General features: G+C 72.5%; 20 protein-coding genes. All 20 read left to right on the forward strand.

Features of this window, described 5'->3' with window-relative positions; genetic code table 11:
• The first annotated feature begins 212 nt into the window (after positions 1-212).
• Positions 213-941 carry a hypothetical protein gene (locus VQH23_RS21005; protein WP_338662616.1) on the forward strand — a complete coding sequence of 243 codons (729 nt, stop codon included), beginning with the start codon at positions 213-215 and terminating at the stop codon, positions 939-941.
• Positions 871-3,075 (forward strand): terminase gpA endonuclease subunit, encoded by a 2,205-nt coding sequence (locus tag VQH23_RS21010; RefSeq protein ID WP_338662617.1) that lies wholly within the window; start codon positions 871-873, stop codon positions 3,073-3,075. Before VQH23_RS21005 ends, VQH23_RS21010 begins: the two co-directional genes overlap by 71 nt.
• Positions 3,076-3,082: 7 nt before the next feature.
• The gene (gpW, locus tag VQH23_RS21015) at positions 3,083-3,340 is read left to right on the forward strand and encodes a gpW family head-tail joining protein (RefSeq protein WP_338662618.1); all 258 of its coding nucleotides are present in this window, start codon (positions 3,083-3,085) and stop codon (positions 3,338-3,340) included.
• Positions 3,337-4,974 (forward strand): phage portal protein, encoded by a 1,638-nt coding sequence (locus VQH23_RS21020; protein WP_338662619.1) that lies wholly within the window; start codon positions 3,337-3,339, stop codon positions 4,972-4,974. Before gpW ends, VQH23_RS21020 begins: the two co-directional genes overlap by 4 nt.
• Positions 4,971-5,270, forward strand: coding sequence for a hypothetical protein (locus tag VQH23_RS21025; RefSeq protein ID WP_338662620.1), 300 nt, complete (start codon positions 4,971-4,973; stop codon positions 5,268-5,270). The genes VQH23_RS21020 and VQH23_RS21025 overlap by 4 nt, the downstream gene beginning before the upstream one ends.
• Positions 5,267-6,154 (forward strand): S49 family peptidase, encoded by an 888-nt coding sequence (locus tag VQH23_RS21030; protein ID WP_338662621.1) that lies wholly within the window; start codon positions 5,267-5,269, stop codon positions 6,152-6,154. Before VQH23_RS21025 ends, VQH23_RS21030 begins: the two co-directional genes overlap by 4 nt.
• A gap of 36 nt (positions 6,155-6,190) precedes the next feature.
• Positions 6,191-6,904 (forward strand): hypothetical protein, encoded by a 714-nt coding sequence (locus VQH23_RS21035; protein WP_338662622.1) that lies wholly within the window; start codon positions 6,191-6,193, stop codon positions 6,902-6,904.
• Between the two features lie 16 nt (positions 6,905-6,920).
• Positions 6,921-7,310, forward strand: coding sequence for a head decoration protein (locus VQH23_RS21040; RefSeq protein WP_338662623.1), 390 nt, complete (start codon positions 6,921-6,923; stop codon positions 7,308-7,310).
• A gap of 105 nt (positions 7,311-7,415) precedes the next feature.
• Positions 7,416-8,447, forward strand: coding sequence for a major capsid protein (locus VQH23_RS21045; RefSeq protein ID WP_338662624.1), 1,032 nt, complete (start codon positions 7,416-7,418; stop codon positions 8,445-8,447).
• A 7-nt stretch (positions 8,448-8,454) separates the two neighbouring features.
• Complete coding sequence (locus VQH23_RS21050) at positions 8,455-8,784, forward strand: hypothetical protein (protein WP_338662625.1); 330 nt, start codon at positions 8,455-8,457, stop codon at positions 8,782-8,784.
• Positions 8,781-9,320: a hypothetical protein gene (locus tag VQH23_RS21055; RefSeq protein WP_338662626.1), complete on the forward strand. Its 540-nt coding sequence runs from the start codon at positions 8,781-8,783 to the stop codon at positions 9,318-9,320. The genes VQH23_RS21050 and VQH23_RS21055 overlap by 4 nt, the downstream gene beginning before the upstream one ends.
• Before the next feature lie 8 nt (positions 9,321-9,328).
• Positions 9,329-9,589, forward strand: coding sequence for a DUF2635 domain-containing protein (locus VQH23_RS21060; RefSeq protein WP_338662627.1), 261 nt, complete (start codon positions 9,329-9,331; stop codon positions 9,587-9,589).
• A complete protein-coding gene (locus tag VQH23_RS21065; RefSeq protein WP_338662628.1) occupies positions 9,589-11,067 on the forward strand; it encodes a phage tail protein in 1,479 nt (492 codons plus the stop codon). The genes VQH23_RS21060 and VQH23_RS21065 overlap by 1 nt, the downstream gene beginning before the upstream one ends.
• Positions 11,068-11,070: 3 nt before the next feature.
• A complete protein-coding gene (locus VQH23_RS21070; RefSeq protein ID WP_338662629.1) occupies positions 11,071-11,439 on the forward strand; it encodes a phage tail tube protein in 369 nt (122 codons plus the stop codon).
• Between the two features lie 4 nt (positions 11,440-11,443).
• Complete coding sequence (locus VQH23_RS21075) at positions 11,444-11,770, forward strand: hypothetical protein (RefSeq protein WP_338662630.1); 327 nt, start codon at positions 11,444-11,446, stop codon at positions 11,768-11,770.
• A 99-nt stretch (positions 11,771-11,869) separates the two neighbouring features.
• Positions 11,870-14,158, forward strand: a complete 2,289-nt coding sequence (locus VQH23_RS21080) for a phage tail tip lysozyme (protein WP_338662631.1) — start codon at positions 11,870-11,872, stop codon at positions 14,156-14,158.
• Complete coding sequence (locus VQH23_RS21085) at positions 14,155-14,925, forward strand: DNA circularization N-terminal domain-containing protein (protein WP_338662632.1); 771 nt, start codon at positions 14,155-14,157, stop codon at positions 14,923-14,925. Before VQH23_RS21080 ends, VQH23_RS21085 begins: the two co-directional genes overlap by 4 nt.
• Complete coding sequence (locus tag VQH23_RS21090; protein WP_338662633.1) at positions 14,922-15,485, forward strand: hypothetical protein; 564 nt, start codon at positions 14,922-14,924, stop codon at positions 15,483-15,485. Before VQH23_RS21085 ends, VQH23_RS21090 begins: the two co-directional genes overlap by 4 nt.
• Positions 15,485-16,651 carry a phage baseplate assembly protein gene (locus VQH23_RS21095; RefSeq protein ID WP_338662634.1) on the forward strand — a complete coding sequence of 389 codons (1,167 nt, stop codon included), beginning with the start codon at positions 15,485-15,487 and terminating at the stop codon, positions 16,649-16,651. The genes VQH23_RS21090 and VQH23_RS21095 overlap by 1 nt, the downstream gene beginning before the upstream one ends.
• Positions 16,648-17,181: a phage baseplate assembly protein gene (locus tag VQH23_RS21100; RefSeq protein ID WP_338662635.1), complete on the forward strand. Its 534-nt coding sequence runs from the start codon at positions 16,648-16,650 to the stop codon at positions 17,179-17,181. The genes VQH23_RS21095 and VQH23_RS21100 overlap by 4 nt, the downstream gene beginning before the upstream one ends.
• Positions 17,182-17,197 lie beyond the last annotated feature (16 nt).

The raw sequence follows: 17,197 nt of genomic DNA on the forward strand, positions 1-17,197 counted from the left end.
CGCGCCCACGTCCTCCCGACCGAGCCCCAGAGGGTGGCCGACGGGGAGAAAGCACGGGGCGCGGCGTCGAGGGGTCGGGAGGTGACCCGAGGGGCGGGGTAGGAGGGGGCCTGACCGCCCCCCACCCCCCCCGTTCTGGGTCCCTCCTGACCCCCACCCCTCGCACGGGACGCTTCGCGCCCCGCGTCTCCCCCAGCTATGGAGAAAAAAAGGTGTCCGCACCCCTGTCCGCGGACACCCCCGGCGGAATCTCCATCCGCGAGTTCGCCCGCCGCGAGGGCTGCGACGACAAGCTCGTCCGCCGCGCGGTCCAGGGCGGAAAACTCCAGGCTTTCCGGGACGGAACGCTCGATCCCGCCCTCGTCGGGTCGGGGTGGCGCAGGAGCAACCGGCACTCATCCAGCGGTGCGGACACGCCTGCGGACATCCCCGCGGACACAGGTGCGGACACCCCTGCGGTGTCCGCACCTGTCCGCACCCCGGTGTCCGCACCCCCGCCGGCCGCCCCGGCCCCTCGGATGGAGCCGCAGCCGCACGGCGGCGAGCTCCGCCGCCCGACGCGGCCGGCCGAGGATGAGCCGGCCGAGGAGATCGACCTCGAGGGCTTTCAGCGCGACGTGCTGGCCGGGAACGTCCCGGCCCTCGCTCGCTCCGAGCAGGTGAAGGCCGCCGGCGCCGCGATCCGCGTGCTGGTCGCCGCCCGCCGCGACGCGGATGCGGTCGTGGAAATCGCGGTGGCCGAGGGCGTCATGTTCGAGACGTACCGGGCCTTCCGGGACGCCTGGATGAACTGGCCGGCCCGCGTTGCGCCGCTCATCGCCGCGGATCTCGGCATCGATGCCGGACGCGTGCTCGAGGCCCTCACCCCCCATGTCCAGCAGCAGCTCGAGGACCTCGGGGAGCCCGAGCCCGACTTTACCCCGCCCGAGGACGAAGCTTGATCGCCTGCGGCAGGCGGCCCGGAAGGGCCTGACGCCGCCGCCCCGTATCTCCGTCCCCGACTGGGCGGACCGCTTCCGGCGCCTGGCCAAGGGGGCCGGCGCCCGCACAGGCCGCTGGAAGACCTCCACGGTGGAGGTGGCCCGCGGGCCGATGCTCGCGGTCACGGAGCCCGGCGTCCACATCATCACGGCGATGGTGTGCACGCAGCTGATGAAGACCGCGCTCCTCGAGAACGTCTTCGGCTACTTCGCGCACCTCGACCCCAGCCCCATGCTGCTACTGCAGCCGAAGGAGGCGGCGGCCGAGCAGTTCTCGAAGGAGCGGATCTCGCCGATGGTGAAGTCCACCCCGGTCCTGCGGGACCTGGTGGGCAGCAGCAAGACGCGGAACGCCGACGAGACGCTGCTCTTCAAGAGCTTCCCCGGCGGCTTCCTGGCCCTCGCCGGCGCCGGCTCCCCGGACAACCTGGCGCGCCGCCCCATCCGGGTCCTGATGTCGGACGAGGTGGACAAGTACCCGGTCACCCGCGAGGGCGAGCCGATCGCGATCGCCGAGGAGCGCACCGCCTCCTTCGATCTCAACTGGCTGTCCATCCGCGCCTGCTCGCCGACGGTCGAGGACGAGAGCCGCATCGCGGACTCCTACGCGGAGAGCGATCAGCGCCGCGCCTCCCTGGCCTGCCCGCACTGCGGGCACCGCCAGTTCCCGAATTTCCATAGGCACGTCCTCCCGGACGATGACGGCAAGGCCGGCTGGAAGCCCGAGAAGGCCGCCATCAGCTGCGAGGCCTGCGGGTGCGAGTGGTCCGAGGGAGACCGCCTGCGGGCGCTCTCCACCACGCTCTGGCACCAGACCAAGGCTTTCGAGTGCTGCGGCGAGCGCCAGTCACCGCTGGACGCCTACGAGCGCGCCTGGCGCGCCGAGGAGGTGTCGGACCCTGCCAGCAACCAGCGGGCCGTGCAGGCCGTCTGGGACCGCTGGAAGGGGCCTCGCTGGGACGTGCACCGGGCCAAGTGCTGCCACTGCGGCAGCTGGGCGGTCCCGAACAAGCATGCCGGCTTCCAGGCCGGGAAGCTCTATTCGCCCTGGCAGAAGGACAAGCCGTCCGACATCGCCACAAAGTGGGTGGATGCCCAGGGCAACCAGGACAAGCTGCAGGTCTGGTGGAACACCCAGGACGGCAACCCCTACCGCCCGACGGCGGGACGGGCGGTCGCGCTGGACGTACTGCTCGCCAGGCGCGAGGCCTGGGAGGCGAAGGTGCCCTTCGGGGTCGGCCTCCTCACCGCCGGCGTGGACGTCCAGGACGACCGCATCGAGGTGGAGATCGTCGGCTGGGGCCAGGATGAGGAGTCCTGGTCGGTCGACTACCAGGTCTTCGACGGCGACCCCGACAGCGAGGAGCTGTGGACGCGCGTCGACGCCTACCTGCTGAGCACGTTCCATCGCGCCGACGGCCGCCCCTTCCGGGTGCAGGCCACCTGCATCGACACGGGCGGTCACCACACCCAGAAAGCCTACGCCTTCTGCAAGGCCCGGCTGGGCCGGAAGGTGTGGGGCATCAAGGGCGAGAGCGCGCAGAACGGCGCGCGCTCCCCGGTCTGGCCGGCCAAGCGACCCACGGCGAAGAGCAAGGCCAGCTACCGGCCCTTCGTCATCGGCACCAATACGGCGAAGGACATCATCCGGCACCGGCTGACCTTCGAGAAGCACGGGCCCGGCTTCACGCACGTGCCCGAGGACCGCGACGTCATCTGGTACGAGCAGATGCTCTCCGAGCGGAACGTGCTGAAGGAGGAGGGCGGCCGCCGGTTCCGGGTGTGGGAGTGCCCCTCCCACAAGAGGAACGAGGCCCTGGACTGCCGCGTCTATGCCTACGCCGCCCTGCAGGGGCTGCTGCACTTCGGCAAGAAGCTGAACCGCATCACCGCCGCGGCGCAGCTGCCCTACGACGGCCCCAGGCCCGAGATCGAGCCGCCGTCGCCGTCGGCCGTACCTATGCCGGAGGAGGAGGCGGAAGCCGCCTCGCCGGATTCCACGCCCCCGCCGCCCCTCCCGACCACGCCCCTGCCGCCGGCGCCGCTCGCGCGCGCGCCGCGCCCGGCCGCCCGGGCCAGCCGCTGGGCTTTCTGAGGACCTCATGTCGGACATCATCCAGGTCGGGGTCTTCGCGGGCATGTCGCGCGGGGCCCTGGAGGGCTATCGCGCCCAGCTGCAGGGCGCGCTCATCGAGCTCGGGGCGGGCCAGAAGGCCGTGGCCGTCAGCTACACCGCGGGCACCGGCGCGCGCAGCGTGACCTTCACCCCGACGGACGATGAGAAGATCCGGGGCCTCATCCGGCAGATCAACGCCGCGCTCGGCATTCGCCGCGGCGCCCGCAGCGTGGTCTTCCGGTGAGCCGGAAGCGCGAGAAGGCCCTCCGCGCCGCCGCCAAGGCCGAAGGTGGTCGCCCCCGGGCGCAGGGTCCCGGCGGCTACGTCCCGGGCGGCATGGCCGGCGGCTTCGCCTACGACGCGGCAAACCTCTTCGGCCAGGAGACCTCGGAGTGGCAGCCCTGGCTGCGCTCCCCGGACGCCGAGATCAACCAGGACCGCGACCGCATGGTCGCGCGCTCCCGCGACCTGGTCCGGAACGACGGCTGGGCTACGGGTGGCATTACCCGCATCCTGGACAGCGCGATCGGCAGCCAGTTCCGGCTGGTGGCCAAGCCCGACTACCGGGCCCTGCAGGCCTACAGCCGGAGCTTCGACGCGGTCTGGGCCGACGAGTTCGGGCGGGCCGTCGAGGCCGAGTACCGCATGTGGGCGGACGACACCGGGAAATGGTGCGACGCCGCCCGGCAGCTGACCATGACCCAGATGTACTGGCTGGCGCTGCGCCACAAGATCCTCGACGGAGAGGCCCTGGGCGTCATGCTCTGGACGCCGGAGCGGGTCGGGTACGGGGCGGCGCGCTACAACACGACGGTCCAGCTGCTCGACCCGGACCGGCTGTCGAACCCCTACCAGCAGGTCGACACGCCGAACCTCCGGGCCGGCATCGTGCTGGACGGCCTGGGGGCAGCGACGGGGTACCACATCCGCCGCGCCCACCAGGGCGAGAACTTCGCCGCGATCGAGAGCATGATCTGGGATCTGTTCCCGCGGGAGACCCCGTGGGGCAGGCCGGTCACCATCCACGACGGCGAGCTCGACCGGCGGGGGCAGCATCGAGGCCTCGGTATCCTCGCCCCGGTCCTCTCGCGACTGAAGATGGGCTCACGGGCCGATCGCGCCGAGCTGGCGCAGATGCTCCTGCAGACGATCTTCGCGACCGTCATCCAGTCGCCCTACGACGAGACGGACGTCCTCAACTCCGAGGATAACGAAGGCGAGCTCAGCGCCTACCAGCAGCTGCGGATGCAGCACGCCAAGGATAACCCGATCGCCGTCGGCGGGGTGAAGATCCCGCGCCTGGCGCCGGGCGAGGAGCTGAAGGCCATTACCTCCACGCACCCCAACTCGGGGTTCGTGGACTTCCAGGGCCACGTGCTCCGAGCCTTCGCCGCGACCGCCGGCCTCTCGGCCGAGCAGGTCAGCTGGGACTACTCGAAGACGAACTACTCCTCCGCCCGGGCCGCCATGCTGGAGGCTTGGAAGACGCTCATCCGCCGCCGCGACAATTTCGCGGTCGGCTTCGCCAACCCGATCTGGGGCTGCCTGCTGGAGGAGATCATGGACTCCGGCCGGGCGCCCCTGCCGCGCGGCGCGCCGTCCTTCATCGAGATGCGGACCGCGTACATGCGCTGCAACTGGATCGGCCCGGCCCGTGGCTGGGTGGACCCGGTCGCGGAGCGCCAGGGCGCGGTGCTGGGCATGGAGGCGGGCTTCGGCACGCTCGAGCAGGAGAGCGCCGAGCAGGGCCGGGACTACGAGGAGAACCTCGACCAGCGCCAGGTCGAGATCCGCATGATGAAGCAGCGCGGGCTGCCGCTGCCCCAGTGGGCGGCCGGCCCGCCCAACCAGCCGCAGGGCGGCAGGAACGACCGATGATGCCGCACTCCGTGCTGAGCCGCCGCGGGGCCTTCGGCCTCGCGGCGCTCCTCGCCTTCGTCCGCCCCGCAGCTGCCGCCGGTGCTCAGGCCCGGCTCGTCGCCGGCGAGCTGGTGGAGCTCCGCAGCTTCGGGGAGGGCACCTGCCTGGACGCCTGCGGCCTGGAACCGATCCGGACCGGCCTCTCCGTCACGCGTCACCCTGAGGGCGATCCGGCGGAGCTAGTGACCGCGCGGGAGCGGCTCGGCGGCCGGCCTGCCCCCTGGGGCTGGGATACGCTGGAGAACGTCCGGTGACATCCTTCCCCCACCTGGCGCAGCGCCTCTTCAACACCCCGATCGCCATCCACCCGCAGAAGGCGGAGGTGGTGATGGCGGCCCTGGCGGACCGGCTCGGCATCGCCAGCATGTTCCGCGGCGGCGAGCTGATCTCGCTCAAGCCGCGGGCCATGGAGGACGAGGAGCTCGGCGCGCCATCCGATCGGCGGGAGCGGCGCGATCGCGACCAGGGCTACGACCTGGTGGGCGGCATTGCCGTCATCCACGTCACCGGGACCCTGGTCCAGAAGCTCGGCACCCTCCGGCCCTACTCCGGGATGACCGGCTACGACGGGATCCGGGCGGCGCTCCTGGCCGCACTCCAGGACCCGGACGTGAAGGCGATCGCCTTCAACATCGACAGCCCGGGCGGCGAGGTCGCCGGGTGCTTCGACCTGGTCGACGTCGTCTACGGGCTGCGCGGCGAGAAGCCGATGTGGGCCATCCTGGACGAGAACGCCTTCTCGGCCGCCTACGCCCTGGCCAGTGCCTGCGACCGCATCACCGTGCCCCGCACCGGCGGCACGGGCAGCATTGGCGTCATCGGCATGCACGTCGACATGTCCCAGGCGCTGGGCAAGGCCGGCATCACCGTCACCATGATCCGGTACGGCGAGCACAAGGCCGAGGGGAACCCCTACGAGCCCCTGAGCAAGGACGCCCTCGGCCGCATGCAGGCCGACATCGACACGATGGGCGAGCTGTTCATCGACACCGTGGCGCGGAACCGGGGCCTGAAGGCCTCCGAGGTCCGGGCCACGAAGGCCGGCACCTTCCTCGGCCCCGCCGGGCTGAGGGTGGGCCTCGCGGACGCGGTCGCGTCCCCCGGCGCCGCCTTCCGCGCCCTCTTCAACACCCTCTGACCCCGCGCCGCACCGGCGCCAGCCCCCCGAGGTTCCATGCCCCGTAAGCCCAAGGCCGCGGCCGCGCCCGCGCGCCGCCCGTCCCGCGCGCGCGCCTCCGTCGCCGAGGCGCTCGTACCCTTCGCCCACCTGATGGATCCCGTGCCGCAGGCCTCCGCCCCCGCGCCGGCCCGCGCCAAGGGCCGCCGCGCCGAGGACGAGGAGCGCCGCGAGGAGTCCGAGGACGAGGAGGACGAGGACAAGCGCGCCCGCGGCCGCCGCGCCTCCGATGAGGACGAGGAGGGCGACGACGAGGACCGCGAGAAGGCCGAGGACGGCGACGACGAGGAGGGCGACGAGGAAGACGACAAGCGCGCCCGCAGCCGCCGCACCGCCGCCGAGGAGGACGAGGACGCGGAGGACGACGACGAGGAGCAGGACGAGAAGGACGACCGCGACCCGAAGGCCCGCGCCGCCCGGTCCCGCGAGCGCGCCCGCTGTGCCCGCATCCTCGGCTCCAAGGCTGCCGCCGGTCGCGCCGCGGCCGCCGCCAACCTGGCCTGCAACACCACGATGAGCGCCAAGGCGGCGGTCAAGCTGCTCGGCACCCTGCCGAAGCAGCAGGCCGCCGCCCCGGGGCTCGGCCAGCGCATGGCCGACCTCGGCAACCGCCCCTCCGCCGCCGAGACGCCGGCCCCCAGCCGCAAGCAGCAGGCCGCCGCCTCCTGGGACACGGCCATGAAGCGCGCCGGCGTCACCCCCCGCGGCTGATCAGGAAGAACCGACCATGCCCAGCGCACCCGTCCTCTCCGAGGGCTTCTACCCCGGCCATTTCCTGGTCTCCCAGGCGAACGGCTTCCGCTCCCGCGACACCATCACGGTGCAGAACCAGACCGGCGCCGCCGTCACGCTGCAGGCCGGCACCGTCCTCGCCAAGCTGAGCGCGACCGGGAACTACGTCCCCTACGACAACGTCGGCTCCGACGGCAGCGAGGTGGCCTCCGCCATCCTCTACGCGACCGTCACGGTGCCGGCGAACGGCTCGAAGCGCGGAGCCGCCGTCACCCGGGCGGCGGAGGTGAACGCCTCCGAGCTGCTCTGGGACGCGAGCGTGGACGCGACCGGCCGCACCGCCGGGCTCGCCGACCTCCTGGCCGTGGCCATCGTCGCCCGCTGACCCCGGTGCCCGCCGCCGGCGGGCGCTCGCCCTCTCCACGACCGGCCAGTCCGGTCCCCGGCGCGCCGTGACGGCGGCCGTCCCCTCTCGGGAACCCCCATCACGATGAGCATTCTGAACGTCTTCAAGGCCGATGCCTTCTCCACCGTGGAGATGACCGCGGCTGTCGAGCGCACTCCCTTCAAGCCCCAGGGCCTCGGCACGCTGGGCATCTTCGAGGATAAGCCGATCCGCACCACGGCGCTCGCCGTGGAGGAGCGCAACGGCGTCCTCGTCATCGTGCCGACCTCCGAGCGCGGCACGGCGCCGACGCAGCGCAAGACGGAGAAGCGCAAGATGCGCTACTTCGAGGTGCCGCGCCTGGCGCACGCCGACACGATCTTCGCCTCCGAGCTGCAGGGCATCCGCGAGTTCGGCGAGGAGACGGTGCTGATGCAGGTGCAGACCGAGGTGGCGCGGCGCGTGGCCGGCCCCACGGGGCTGACCTCCAACATGGAGTACACCTGGGAGCGGCACCGCCTCGGCGCCGTCCAGGGCAAGCTGCTCGATGCGGACGGGTCGGTCCTCTACGACTGGTTCGACGAGTTCGGGGTAATCCAGCCCGACGAGATCGCCTTCGACCTGAAGGGCGCCAGCACGGCCGGGACCCTGCGGAAGAAGTGCGCCGGGGTGGTGCGGGCGATGCAGCGCGCCTCCCAGGGTGCCTGGACGCCGGGTACCCGGGTGCACGCGATCGCCGGCGACGCCTTCTGGGACGACCTGGTCAGCCACCCGGACGTGGTGCAGACCTACGCCAACTGGAACGCGGCCGTGGAGCTGCGGGGCGGCACCGCCTTCTCCTCCATGCCCTTCGGCGACATCGACTGGCAGAACTACCGCGGCTCCGACGACAACTCCGCGATCGCGGTTGCGCCGAACGAGGTGAAGTTCTTCCCCGTCGGCGCGCCGGGCGTCTTCCAGCGCGCGCTCGCACCGGGCGAGAGCTTCCAGTGGCTCAACACCCTCGGCAAGCCGGTCTACATCCAGATGGTCTTCGACAAGGATCGGGACCAGTGGGTGCAGGCGGAGGCCTACTCCTACCCGCTGCACATCTGCACCCGCCCGGAGATGCTCCAGCGCGGCCGCCGCGGCGCCTGACGGCGTCGTGCCCGTCGACCTGGACGGGCTGATGACGGGGGCGCTGCTCAGTGCCTTCGGCCAGCCCATCACGTACCAGCCCCGCGATCAGCCCGAGCTGCCGCCCGGACTGCGCGGGATCCTCGATCGCACGCAGCTGCAGGTGATGATGGAGGGGGCGATCGCTCCCTCTTCCGTCGCGAAGACCTGGCTGGGCGTTCGGCAGGCGGACTTCCCGCCCGGCTTCGCATTCCGTCCGAAGGACCGCGTGGTCGTCGGCGGCCTCACCTTCGACATCAGGGACGACCTGCCCGACGGGCAGGGCTGGGTCTACCTGGAGCTGGGCCTCATCGGATGAGCACCGCCGTGCACCGTGCCGTGGTCCGGGACCGGGTAACCGAGATCCTCCGCGAGGGGGCCACCCTTGTGGAGGGCCGCGTCTACCGGGCCCGCACCTGGCCGGTGCAGGAGCGGGAGCAGTCCCTCCTGCTGGTCTACGGCTGGCAGGAGGAGCTGAAGCGACTGGGTGGCACCTCCGCCCAGAGCCGCTTCCAGGCCAGCTTCATCCTCGGCGTCGAGGCGCGTGTCCGCGACCGGTCCCGGGACGAGGAGGAGGTGGAAGCCGAGCTCGAGGCTCTCACCGGCCAGGTGCGCGACCTGGTCCTCACCTCGGCGGACCTGCAGATGGGCCCGGGCCGCCTCATCGAGCGCGTCGAGGGGGTGAAGACCACCCTCGGCATCGACACCAAGAGCTCGGAGCTCGCCCTCGGGCGCGGTCTCGTCGCCTTCGAGCTCATCTGGCCCGAGACCTTCGACGTCATCCAGCCCGACCCGGCCTGCTGCGACGGCTTCGGCCTCGCCCTGCGCCCGGTCCCGGCACCTTCGGCCCCGTAGGAGCCTCCATGATCTACGTCATCCCGCGGGAGGGCACGCTCGTGCCCGACCCGGTGCTGCACGACTTCCTGCCGCCCGAGGGCCGCTGGGTCGAGCGCACCGAGCACTGGGTCCGGATCCTGCGCGATCAGGATGCCCGCGAGGGCGAGCCTCCGGAGGCCGAGGCCTCCGTCACCCCGGCCCCGGAGCCGGTCCCCGATACCCCCGATGAGCCCGCCCCGGAGGCGGTCTTCACCCCGCCCCCGGCGGACGAGGAGCACCCCGCCTGATGGACGGCTTCACGCAGATCCCGGCCAACCTCCGCACGACCCTCTTCTACGCGGAGATGGACAACTCGGCGGGCAACTCCAACACCGCCGGCAGCCTCCGCACCCTCATCATCGGCCAGAAGAACGCGGCGGCCGACATCGCCCCGGGCGTCCGGGTGCCGCTGGAGAACGTGCCCTGGATCCAGGCGCGCGCCGGGCGCGGGTCCATGCTGGCCCTTCAGGCCGAGGCCTATCGCAAGCGGGACACCACGGGGGAGACCCATGTGCTGCCGCTGGCCGACAACGGCGCCGGCGTCGCCGCCACGGGCACCATCACCGTCACCGCGGTTGCGACGGCCGCCGGCACGGACAGCCTCTACATCGCCGGGCGCCGGGTGCAGTACGCAGTCGCGCCTGCCATGACGCTCCCCCAGATCGCGGCAGCGATCGCCGCCGCGGTGAACGCCGCCGGCGACCTGCCGGTGACGGCCGCCGCGGCCGCCGCTGTCGTGACCCTGACCGCCCGCCACAAGGGCGAGGTCGGCAACGATATCCAGGTGGTCCGGAACTTCCTCGGCTCCGCCGGCGGCGAGGTGGCCCCGGCGGGCCTGGCGATGACGATCGCGGCGATGTCCGGTGGCACCGCCAACCCGGACCTGGTCACGGCGCTGGCCAACCTGAACGACGAGGCCTTCGAGTTCTACGTCCTGCCCTACCTGGACACGACGAGCCTGAACGCGCTGCGCGCCCACATCGACGCGCGCTGGTCCTGGGACAAGATGCTCTACGGCGGTGCCTTTGCGGCCCTCCGCGCCACCCTTTCCCAGGCGCTGACCTTCGCCGGCAACCGCAACGACCAGTACCTGGTGACGCTGCCCTTCAACGGGTCGCCGTCCTTCGCGCCGCTGGTCTCGGCCAGCCTCGCCGGGGCCTGCGCGGCGAGCATCCGGGCGAACCCGGGGATCCCGCTTCACGGCCTGCCGGTGGACATGCTGCCGCCGAGCTCGGACCTCCGCTTCGGGGTGGGGGACCGCAACACCCTCGTGAACAACGGCATGGGCGCTTCGGTCGTGCAGGCCGACGGCTCGGTCCTGACGGACACGCTGGTCACCGGCTACCGCCTGAACGGGCAGGGTGCGCCGGACGACAGCTACATGTACCCCGAGCGGCTCTACTGCATCGCCGCCGCCATCCGCCGCCTGAAGAACGGCATCACCAGCCGCTTCGGCCGCTGCGTGCTGGTGGACGACGCGCAGAAGCCCCGGCCCGGCACCCGCCGGATCAGCCGCCTCATCATCCGCGACTTCCTGCTGAGCGAGTACCGCGCCATGCAGGACGAGGGGCTGGTGCAGCAGTACAGCCGCTTCGCCGAGGCGCTCGACGTCCAGCGGAACAGCTCCAACCGCTGCCGCGTGGACGGGCTGCTGCCGATCATCCCGGTGGACCAGTTCCGCCAGTTCGCTGCCCGCGTGCAGTTCCGCCAGTCCACGGGAAACTGATCCATGGCCTTCGATACGGACGCCCTTGCGGGTACCGCCTTCCTGACCGTGGACGGCCTCGCGCTGCCCGTGGTCAGCGGCACCGGCTACAGCACCTCGACGCACGAGCGCGAGCCGATGATGGGCATGGACGGCTTCCACGGCTGGAAGCTCAAGCCCAAGACCGGCCACATCAAGGCCGTGGTGCGCAACATCGCCGGCATCTCGTCCGAGGAGTACCTCAACATGGCCGGCGTGTCGGTCTCGCTCGAGCTGACGAACGGCAAGCGGGCCACCGGCAACGACATGGCCTGCGTCGGCGCGATCGACGTCGACGGTGACGAGCAGACCATCGAGCTCCGCTTCGAGGGTCCCCAGGTGACGGAGGCCTGATCCAGTGAGCGAGACCGACACCCCCGCCGATGACGTCGATGTGGTGGAGGCCATCCCCTCCCGCCGCATCAACTTCCCGACCATCAGCTTCGGCGGGAAGGAGTACGACCACGTCATCCTCTCCCCGCCAAACGCCCAGTCCCTGGACGAGGCGACCCTGAAGCCGACGGGCATCCAGACCGTGCAGCACCTGATCCGCATGCACGGCACCCTGCCGCACACGGTGCTGCACCTGCTGCTGCCCCAGGTCATCCAGTTCGCGGAGCGGTACTTCGACCGTTTCAGGCTGCCCGTCCTGAAGGCGGATGGGGACGCCTCGCAGGGCGGGTGACGATCGCCTGCGGCTTCGGGCCGCGGGACTGCCTGAATATGCCGGTGACCGAGCTCCTCTGGTGGGAGAGGCGCGCCGCCGAGATGGGACGCCTCTGACATGGCCACGGCCTCCGCCGGCGCGCTGAGCGTCGCCATCACGGCGCAGGACGGCTACTCGCGCCCCGTCGCCCGGATGGTGGGCTCGACCCTCCAGCTGGGCGGCGCGGTCAAGAGGCTGGGCGGGGACATCGGCCGGGGCCTCGGCCTCGACCGCCTCCGCAACCAAGCGCGGGGCGTGGCCGACACCATCGGCGCCATCGTCCCCCCGCTCTCCGCTATCACCGCCGCCGGCACCATCACCGGCGTCTATCGTCTGGCCGATGGCTGGGCACGCACCGGTGCCGAGCTCGGCCGCCTGTCGCAGCGCGCGGGCGCCTCGGTGCGCCAGGTTGCCTCCCTGCAGGCCGCCGCCAAGATCGCGGGCGCCTCGGGCGAGGACATGGCTCAGGGCCTCGTCAGCCTCGGTGATGCGGTCACGGACGCCGTGGGCGGCCGGGACGACACCGCCGCGGCCTACTTCCGCATGCTCGGGATTCAGATGCGCGACGCCTCCGGGCGCGCGCGCGGCGCGGCCGACATCCTGCCGGAGGTCGCTGACGGCCTGCAGCGGATCGGCGATCCCGCCCTGCAGGCACGTGTCATGGGGGCCCTGCGGCTCCCGCCTGGCCTGATCCCCGCCCTCTCCGGCGGCCGCCGTGGTCTCCGCGAGCTGCAGGCGGAGGCCGAGCGCTACGGCGCCACGAACGAGGAGGGGGCCCGCGCCGCCCGCCAGTTCGAGGAGGCCCAAGCCAAGCTCACCCTGGCCGGGCAGGGGCTGGCGAACACGCTGGCCGCCCGGCTCGCGCCCTCCATGGTCCCCCTGATCGACGGCGCCCGCGAGTGGGTGGTGACGAACCGCGAGTGGATCGGCCTGAAGGTCGGGGAGGCCGTCACGGGCATGGCCCGGGGCTTCGCGGCCGTGCCCTGGACCGAGATCGGGCAGGGCATCCAGACCGTCGGCAACGGCCTCCGCTGGATCCACGAGAACGTGGTCAGCCTCGAGACCGTCGGGACCGTGCTGGCCGGCGCCATGGCGGCGAAGTGGACTCTCGCGATCCTCGGGCTCACCGCCCGCGTCACGGGCCTAGCCGCCGCCTACAAGGCCGCGACCTGGGCAGCCAGCCGCCTGGCCCGCACTTCCCTCCCCGCAGCCGCTGCAGGCGCCGCCGCTGCCGCCCCGGCCGCTGCCGCCGCCGCCGCCCCGGCTGCCGCCGGCGCCGCTGGTGCTGCCGCCCCAGCTGTCGCAGCTGGCGCGGCCGGCGCCTCTGCAACCGCCGCCGGTCTCTCCCGGCCGCTCCTCCTCGGGGCTGGGCTCGGCGCCGCCGCGGCAATTGCGGCCGCCGTGGCCGGTGTCGAGCGCACCGGGCAGATGTGGCGTGAGAGCGGCGCGGCGACGCCCGAGGCCCAGGCCGCCCGCCGCGGCCGGATGGGCCGGCGTGGTACGGCCGGTGGCTTCTACGGGGCCGAGGACGCCCGGGAGCCCACGCCGCAGGACGACGCGGAACGTGGCTGGGAGGCTTGGCGCCAGGTCGGCGAGCGGCTCGGCATGTACTTCGGCGTCCTGAACCGCCCGGAGCGCACCACCGGCCTTGCATCCGGCCCGGATCGGCGCCGCGCGCAGGATGACGACGGCGCTCAGCGCCGGGCCTACGGGGGCGAGGAGGCCACAGCGCGGCAGCGCACCGCTTTCGACCGCCTGAAGGGGCATGGCTGGACCGAAGAGCAGGCCGCAGGGATCCTGGCCAACCTCCGCCACGAGAGCGGCCGCGGCCTGGACAACGCGGCCGTGGGCGACAGCGGCAAGGCCTACGGCATCGCGCAGTGGCACCCGGACCGCCAGGAGAACTTCCGGCGCTGGGCAGGCAAGCCGATCCAGGGCAGCTCCCTCGAGGAGCAGATCGACTTCATCAACTATGAGCTGACCCAGGGGGCGGAGCGTCGTGCCGGCAACCTGCTCCGCCGTCAGACGACGGCTGCCGGCGCGGGCCAGGTGACCTCGCTCTACTACGAGCGGCCCCGGGGCAGGCTGGGCGAAGCGAATGCCCGCGGCGACACCGCCGCCGGCATGCTGCCCCAGCTGCGCGGCGGGGGCGCCGCCGCCGCGGCGGCACCCCCGCCTGCCTCGCCCCCCCCGCCCCGGTCCACCCTGCCTGCCACGGGCACGCCGTCGCCCGCCGCAGCCCCGGTGGGGCGGCAGCAGATTGACCTCCGTGTCCGCGTGGAGGGCGATCGCCCCGCCACGGTCACCGCACGCAGCGAGGACGGGCAGGTGCGGGTCGTGCGTCCGGACCTGGGAGCCGTGCCATGAGCTGGCTGGAAGATCTCCGCCCCGCTTCCTGGCGGGGCCTGCCCTTCGGCGTGCTGGAGGCGTCCGGCCGGTTCGGCCGCAGCCTCGCCGTCCACGACTTCGCCTTCCGCGATTCCGTGGAGATCGAGGACCTCGGCCGCGCCGGCCGCCGCTTCCGCATCATCGGCTTCCTGGCGGGCGACGACGCGATCTCCCGCGAGGCGGCGATGATCGAGGCCATCGAGCAGGAGGGGGAAGGCGAGCTCGTCCACCCCACGCTCGGCAGCCTGACCGTCAAGGGCCAGGAGCTCGAGACCTCCTGGCGCTGGGACGAGGGCGGGGTCTGCGAGTGCGCCTTCTTCTTCCTGGAGGAAGGCAAGGGCGGCACGCTCGGCGGCCTCGCCGGCCTCGAGGACCTCGGCGCGACCGTCGAGAAGTGGGCCGGCGAGCTCGACCTCGCCTCGGTCACCGACTTCGCCCGCTCGGCCGGCGACGCCCTCAAGCAGGGGGTGGACGTCGTTCGCCAGGCGCAGAGCACGGTCCGGGGCTGGATGTCGACGGCCAACGGGCTGATCGGCGACGCCCGCAGCGCGCTCGGCGCCGTCGGGGCCGTGGTGCCTGGCCTGGACAAGACGCTCGGGCGTTTCGCGTCCGGGCTCCGGAACCCCCTCAGCACTGTCACGCGGACCTTCTCCAGCGTCGACGGCGCGCTCTCGCGGCTCTCGAGCGCCCGCGCCGGGGTCACCCGGGGCGTGGCGCGCGTCTCCGCCCTCCTGGACAAGCTGTGACCCTCCTCTCCGACATCGCCGACGGCGTGCAGGACCTGGCCGGCCAGGTGCAGGCCTTCGCCCTGGACCCGGCCGACGCCGTCCGCCTGCTGCTGCCGCTAGGCGCCTATCGCCCGACGGTGGCCGAAGGGGGAGACGCGATCGGTCTGGCGATGACCGGGGTGCAGGAGGCCTGCAGCGCCCTCTGCCGCCGCGCCGCCTTGGCCGCCCTGGCCCGCGCCGTCGCGGCCGCCAGCCTGCCCACCTACGACGAAGCGGTCGCGCTCCGGGAGCGCGTCACGGCCCTGCTGGAGGCGGAGATCGTGATCGCGGCCGACGCCTACGACGATGCCTCCGCCGCGGCGCTGCGCGGGCTGCGCACCGCTCTGGCACGGCTGCTGAGCGAGAGGGCGGGCAGCCTCCCGCGCCTTCGCACGGTCGAGGCGCCCGCGCCGATGCCGGCCCTGGTCCACGCCTACCGCCTCTACGGCGACCTCTCCCGGGCGGACGAGATCTCGGCCTACGCCGCGGCGGAGGACCCGAACTTCATCGGCGGGACGTTCAGGGTCCGCGGATCCTGATGGCCGCCGACGATCTCAGCCTCCTGATCGACGGGGTGGAGTACATCGGCTGGCAGGAGGTCCGCGTGACGCGCGGCCTCGAGCGCACCCCGCCCGACTTTGACCTGAAGGTCTTCGACCGGGGCAACCCCGCGATCGTCATCGCCAAGCCCGGCAAGCCGTGCGTGGTGCGGCTCGGCAGCGACACCGTCATTACCGGCTACGTCAACCGGTATCGGCCCGGGGTGAACAAGAGCACGGGCTCGCGGCGCACCGTCAGCGGCCGCGGCAAGACGCAGGACCTGGTGGACTGCTCCGCCTACCTGCGGGGCATCGCCAACCAGATCAGCAACGCCACCACCCGCGCCGTCATCGAGCGCCTCTGCGGCCTGCACGGGCTGCAGGTGGAAGCGCGCGACGGGGACGGGGCCGTGGTGCCCCAGTTCAACGTCATCCTCACCGAGCGCAGCTGGGACATCATCGACCGCGTGGCGCGGCACTCCGAGTTCCTCGCCTACGAGGGGCCGGACGGGCGCCTGGTGCTGACGAAGCTCGGGAAGGACCGGCACGCGAGTGGCTTCCGCGAGGGCATCAACGTCGAGGATGCGGACGTCGCCTTCTCCGACGACCAGCGGTACAGCCTCTACGAGGCGGTCTACATGCCGACCGAGACGCTGGGCGACGTAGCCCAGGCCTCTGCCTCCTCCGACTACAACCTCCGCGCCCGTGCCACGGACCGCACCATAGGGACCGACCGGCCCGGCACGGGGGAGCGGTTCCGGCCCCTCATCCTCATCGCCGAGACGATGCAGAACGGGGTGGATATCGCTGAGCGGCGGGTCCGCTGGGAGCGCGCCCGGCGCATTGGACGGTCCCAGGCCCTGACCATCGTCGTGCCGAGCTGGCGCGATGCGGCCGGGCGCCTCTGGGAGCCGGGCTACCGGGTGCCGGTGCATGTGCCGAGTTGCCACGTGGTCGATGCGGAGTGGGTGATTTCCGAGGTCACCTATCGCAAGGGCCGGGACGGTACCTTCGCCGATGTGACAGTGATGCCGGAGGACGCCTTCCTGCCGGAGCCGGTGCTCCTCTCGCCCTTCGACTGGCAGGTCCAGCAGACCCTGGACCAGGACCGCATCCTCCGGGACGGCGGCGCGCAACGCACGAGCGGGACAGGACCAGGGGTGTGAGCGGCACGGTCGAGCGCCTCTACGGGCGGATGATGTCGATCGTCGGCATCGCCCGCCTGACGGCCTCACAGGCCATGGGCGGGAAGGGGGTCCGGCGGTACCAGGCCCGCTTCGACGGGGACGAGATCCGCGACGGCACGCCGGCGCTGCAGCAGTACGGCGTCGCGTCGCGCGCCAAGGTCGGAGCGGACGCGCTGGTCGTGTTCCTCGGCGGCAATCGCTCCTCGGGCATCATCATCGCGGTGAACGACCGGCGCTTCCAGCTGGAGCTGGAAGAGGGCGAGGTCGCGCTCCACGACGACACCGGCCAGAAGGTCCACCTGACCCGCGCGGGCCTGGTGCTGGACGGCGGCGGCAAGCCCGTCACCATCCAGAACGCGCCGAAAGTCACCGCTGACACGCCGGAGCTGCACTGCACCGGCCGGATCACCGCCGACGGCGACGTCACCGCGGGGACAGTCAGCCTCCAGCAGCACCAACACCGGGGCGTCCAGTCCGGCGGAGGCCAGTCCGGCCCGCCCGTGACGTAGGGCGCCCGCAGGAGCC

Origin of the sequence: Pararoseomonas sp. SCSIO 73927 (genome assembly GCF_037040815.1) — a bacterium.
Classification (GTDB): domain Bacteria; phylum Pseudomonadota; class Alphaproteobacteria; order Acetobacterales; family Acetobacteraceae; genus Roseomonas.

Excerpts from the sequence above, each read along its gene's own strand:
- VQH23_RS21055 (WP_338662626.1), top strand. The coding sequence starts at position 8,781 with ATGAGCACCGCCGTGCACCGTGCCGTGGTCCGGGACCGGGTAACCGAG.
- gpW (WP_338662618.1), top strand. The coding sequence starts at position 3,083 with ATGTCGGACATCATCCAGGTCGGGGTCTTCGCGGGCATGTCGCGCGGG.
- VQH23_RS21085 (WP_338662632.1), top strand. The coding sequence starts at position 14,155 with ATGAGCTGGCTGGAAGATCTCCGCCCCGCTTCCTGGCGGGGCCTGCCC.
- VQH23_RS21040 (WP_338662623.1), top strand. The coding sequence starts at position 6,921 with ATGCCCAGCGCACCCGTCCTCTCCGAGGGCTTCTACCCCGGCCATTTC.
- VQH23_RS21065 (WP_338662628.1), top strand. The coding sequence starts at position 9,589 with ATGGACGGCTTCACGCAGATCCCGGCCAACCTCCGCACGACCCTCTTC.
- VQH23_RS21060 (WP_338662627.1), top strand. The coding sequence starts at position 9,329 with ATGATCTACGTCATCCCGCGGGAGGGCACGCTCGTGCCCGACCCGGTG.
- VQH23_RS21070 (WP_338662629.1), top strand. The coding sequence starts at position 11,071 with ATGGCCTTCGATACGGACGCCCTTGCGGGTACCGCCTTCCTGACCGTG.
- VQH23_RS21010 (WP_338662617.1), top strand. The coding sequence starts at position 871 with ATGTCCAGCAGCAGCTCGAGGACCTCGGGGAGCCCGAGCCCGACTTTA.
- VQH23_RS21045 (WP_338662624.1), top strand. The coding sequence starts at position 7,416 with ATGAGCATTCTGAACGTCTTCAAGGCCGATGCCTTCTCCACCGTGGAG.
- VQH23_RS21095 (WP_338662634.1), top strand. The coding sequence starts at position 15,485 with ATGGCCGCCGACGATCTCAGCCTCCTGATCGACGGGGTGGAGTACATC.
- VQH23_RS21080 (WP_338662631.1), top strand. The coding sequence starts at position 11,870 with ATGGCCACGGCCTCCGCCGGCGCGCTGAGCGTCGCCATCACGGCGCAG.
- VQH23_RS21035 (WP_338662622.1), top strand. The coding sequence starts at position 6,191 with ATGCCCCGTAAGCCCAAGGCCGCGGCCGCGCCCGCGCGCCGCCCGTCC.
- VQH23_RS21025 (WP_338662620.1), top strand. The coding sequence starts at position 4,971 with ATGATGCCGCACTCCGTGCTGAGCCGCCGCGGGGCCTTCGGCCTCGCG.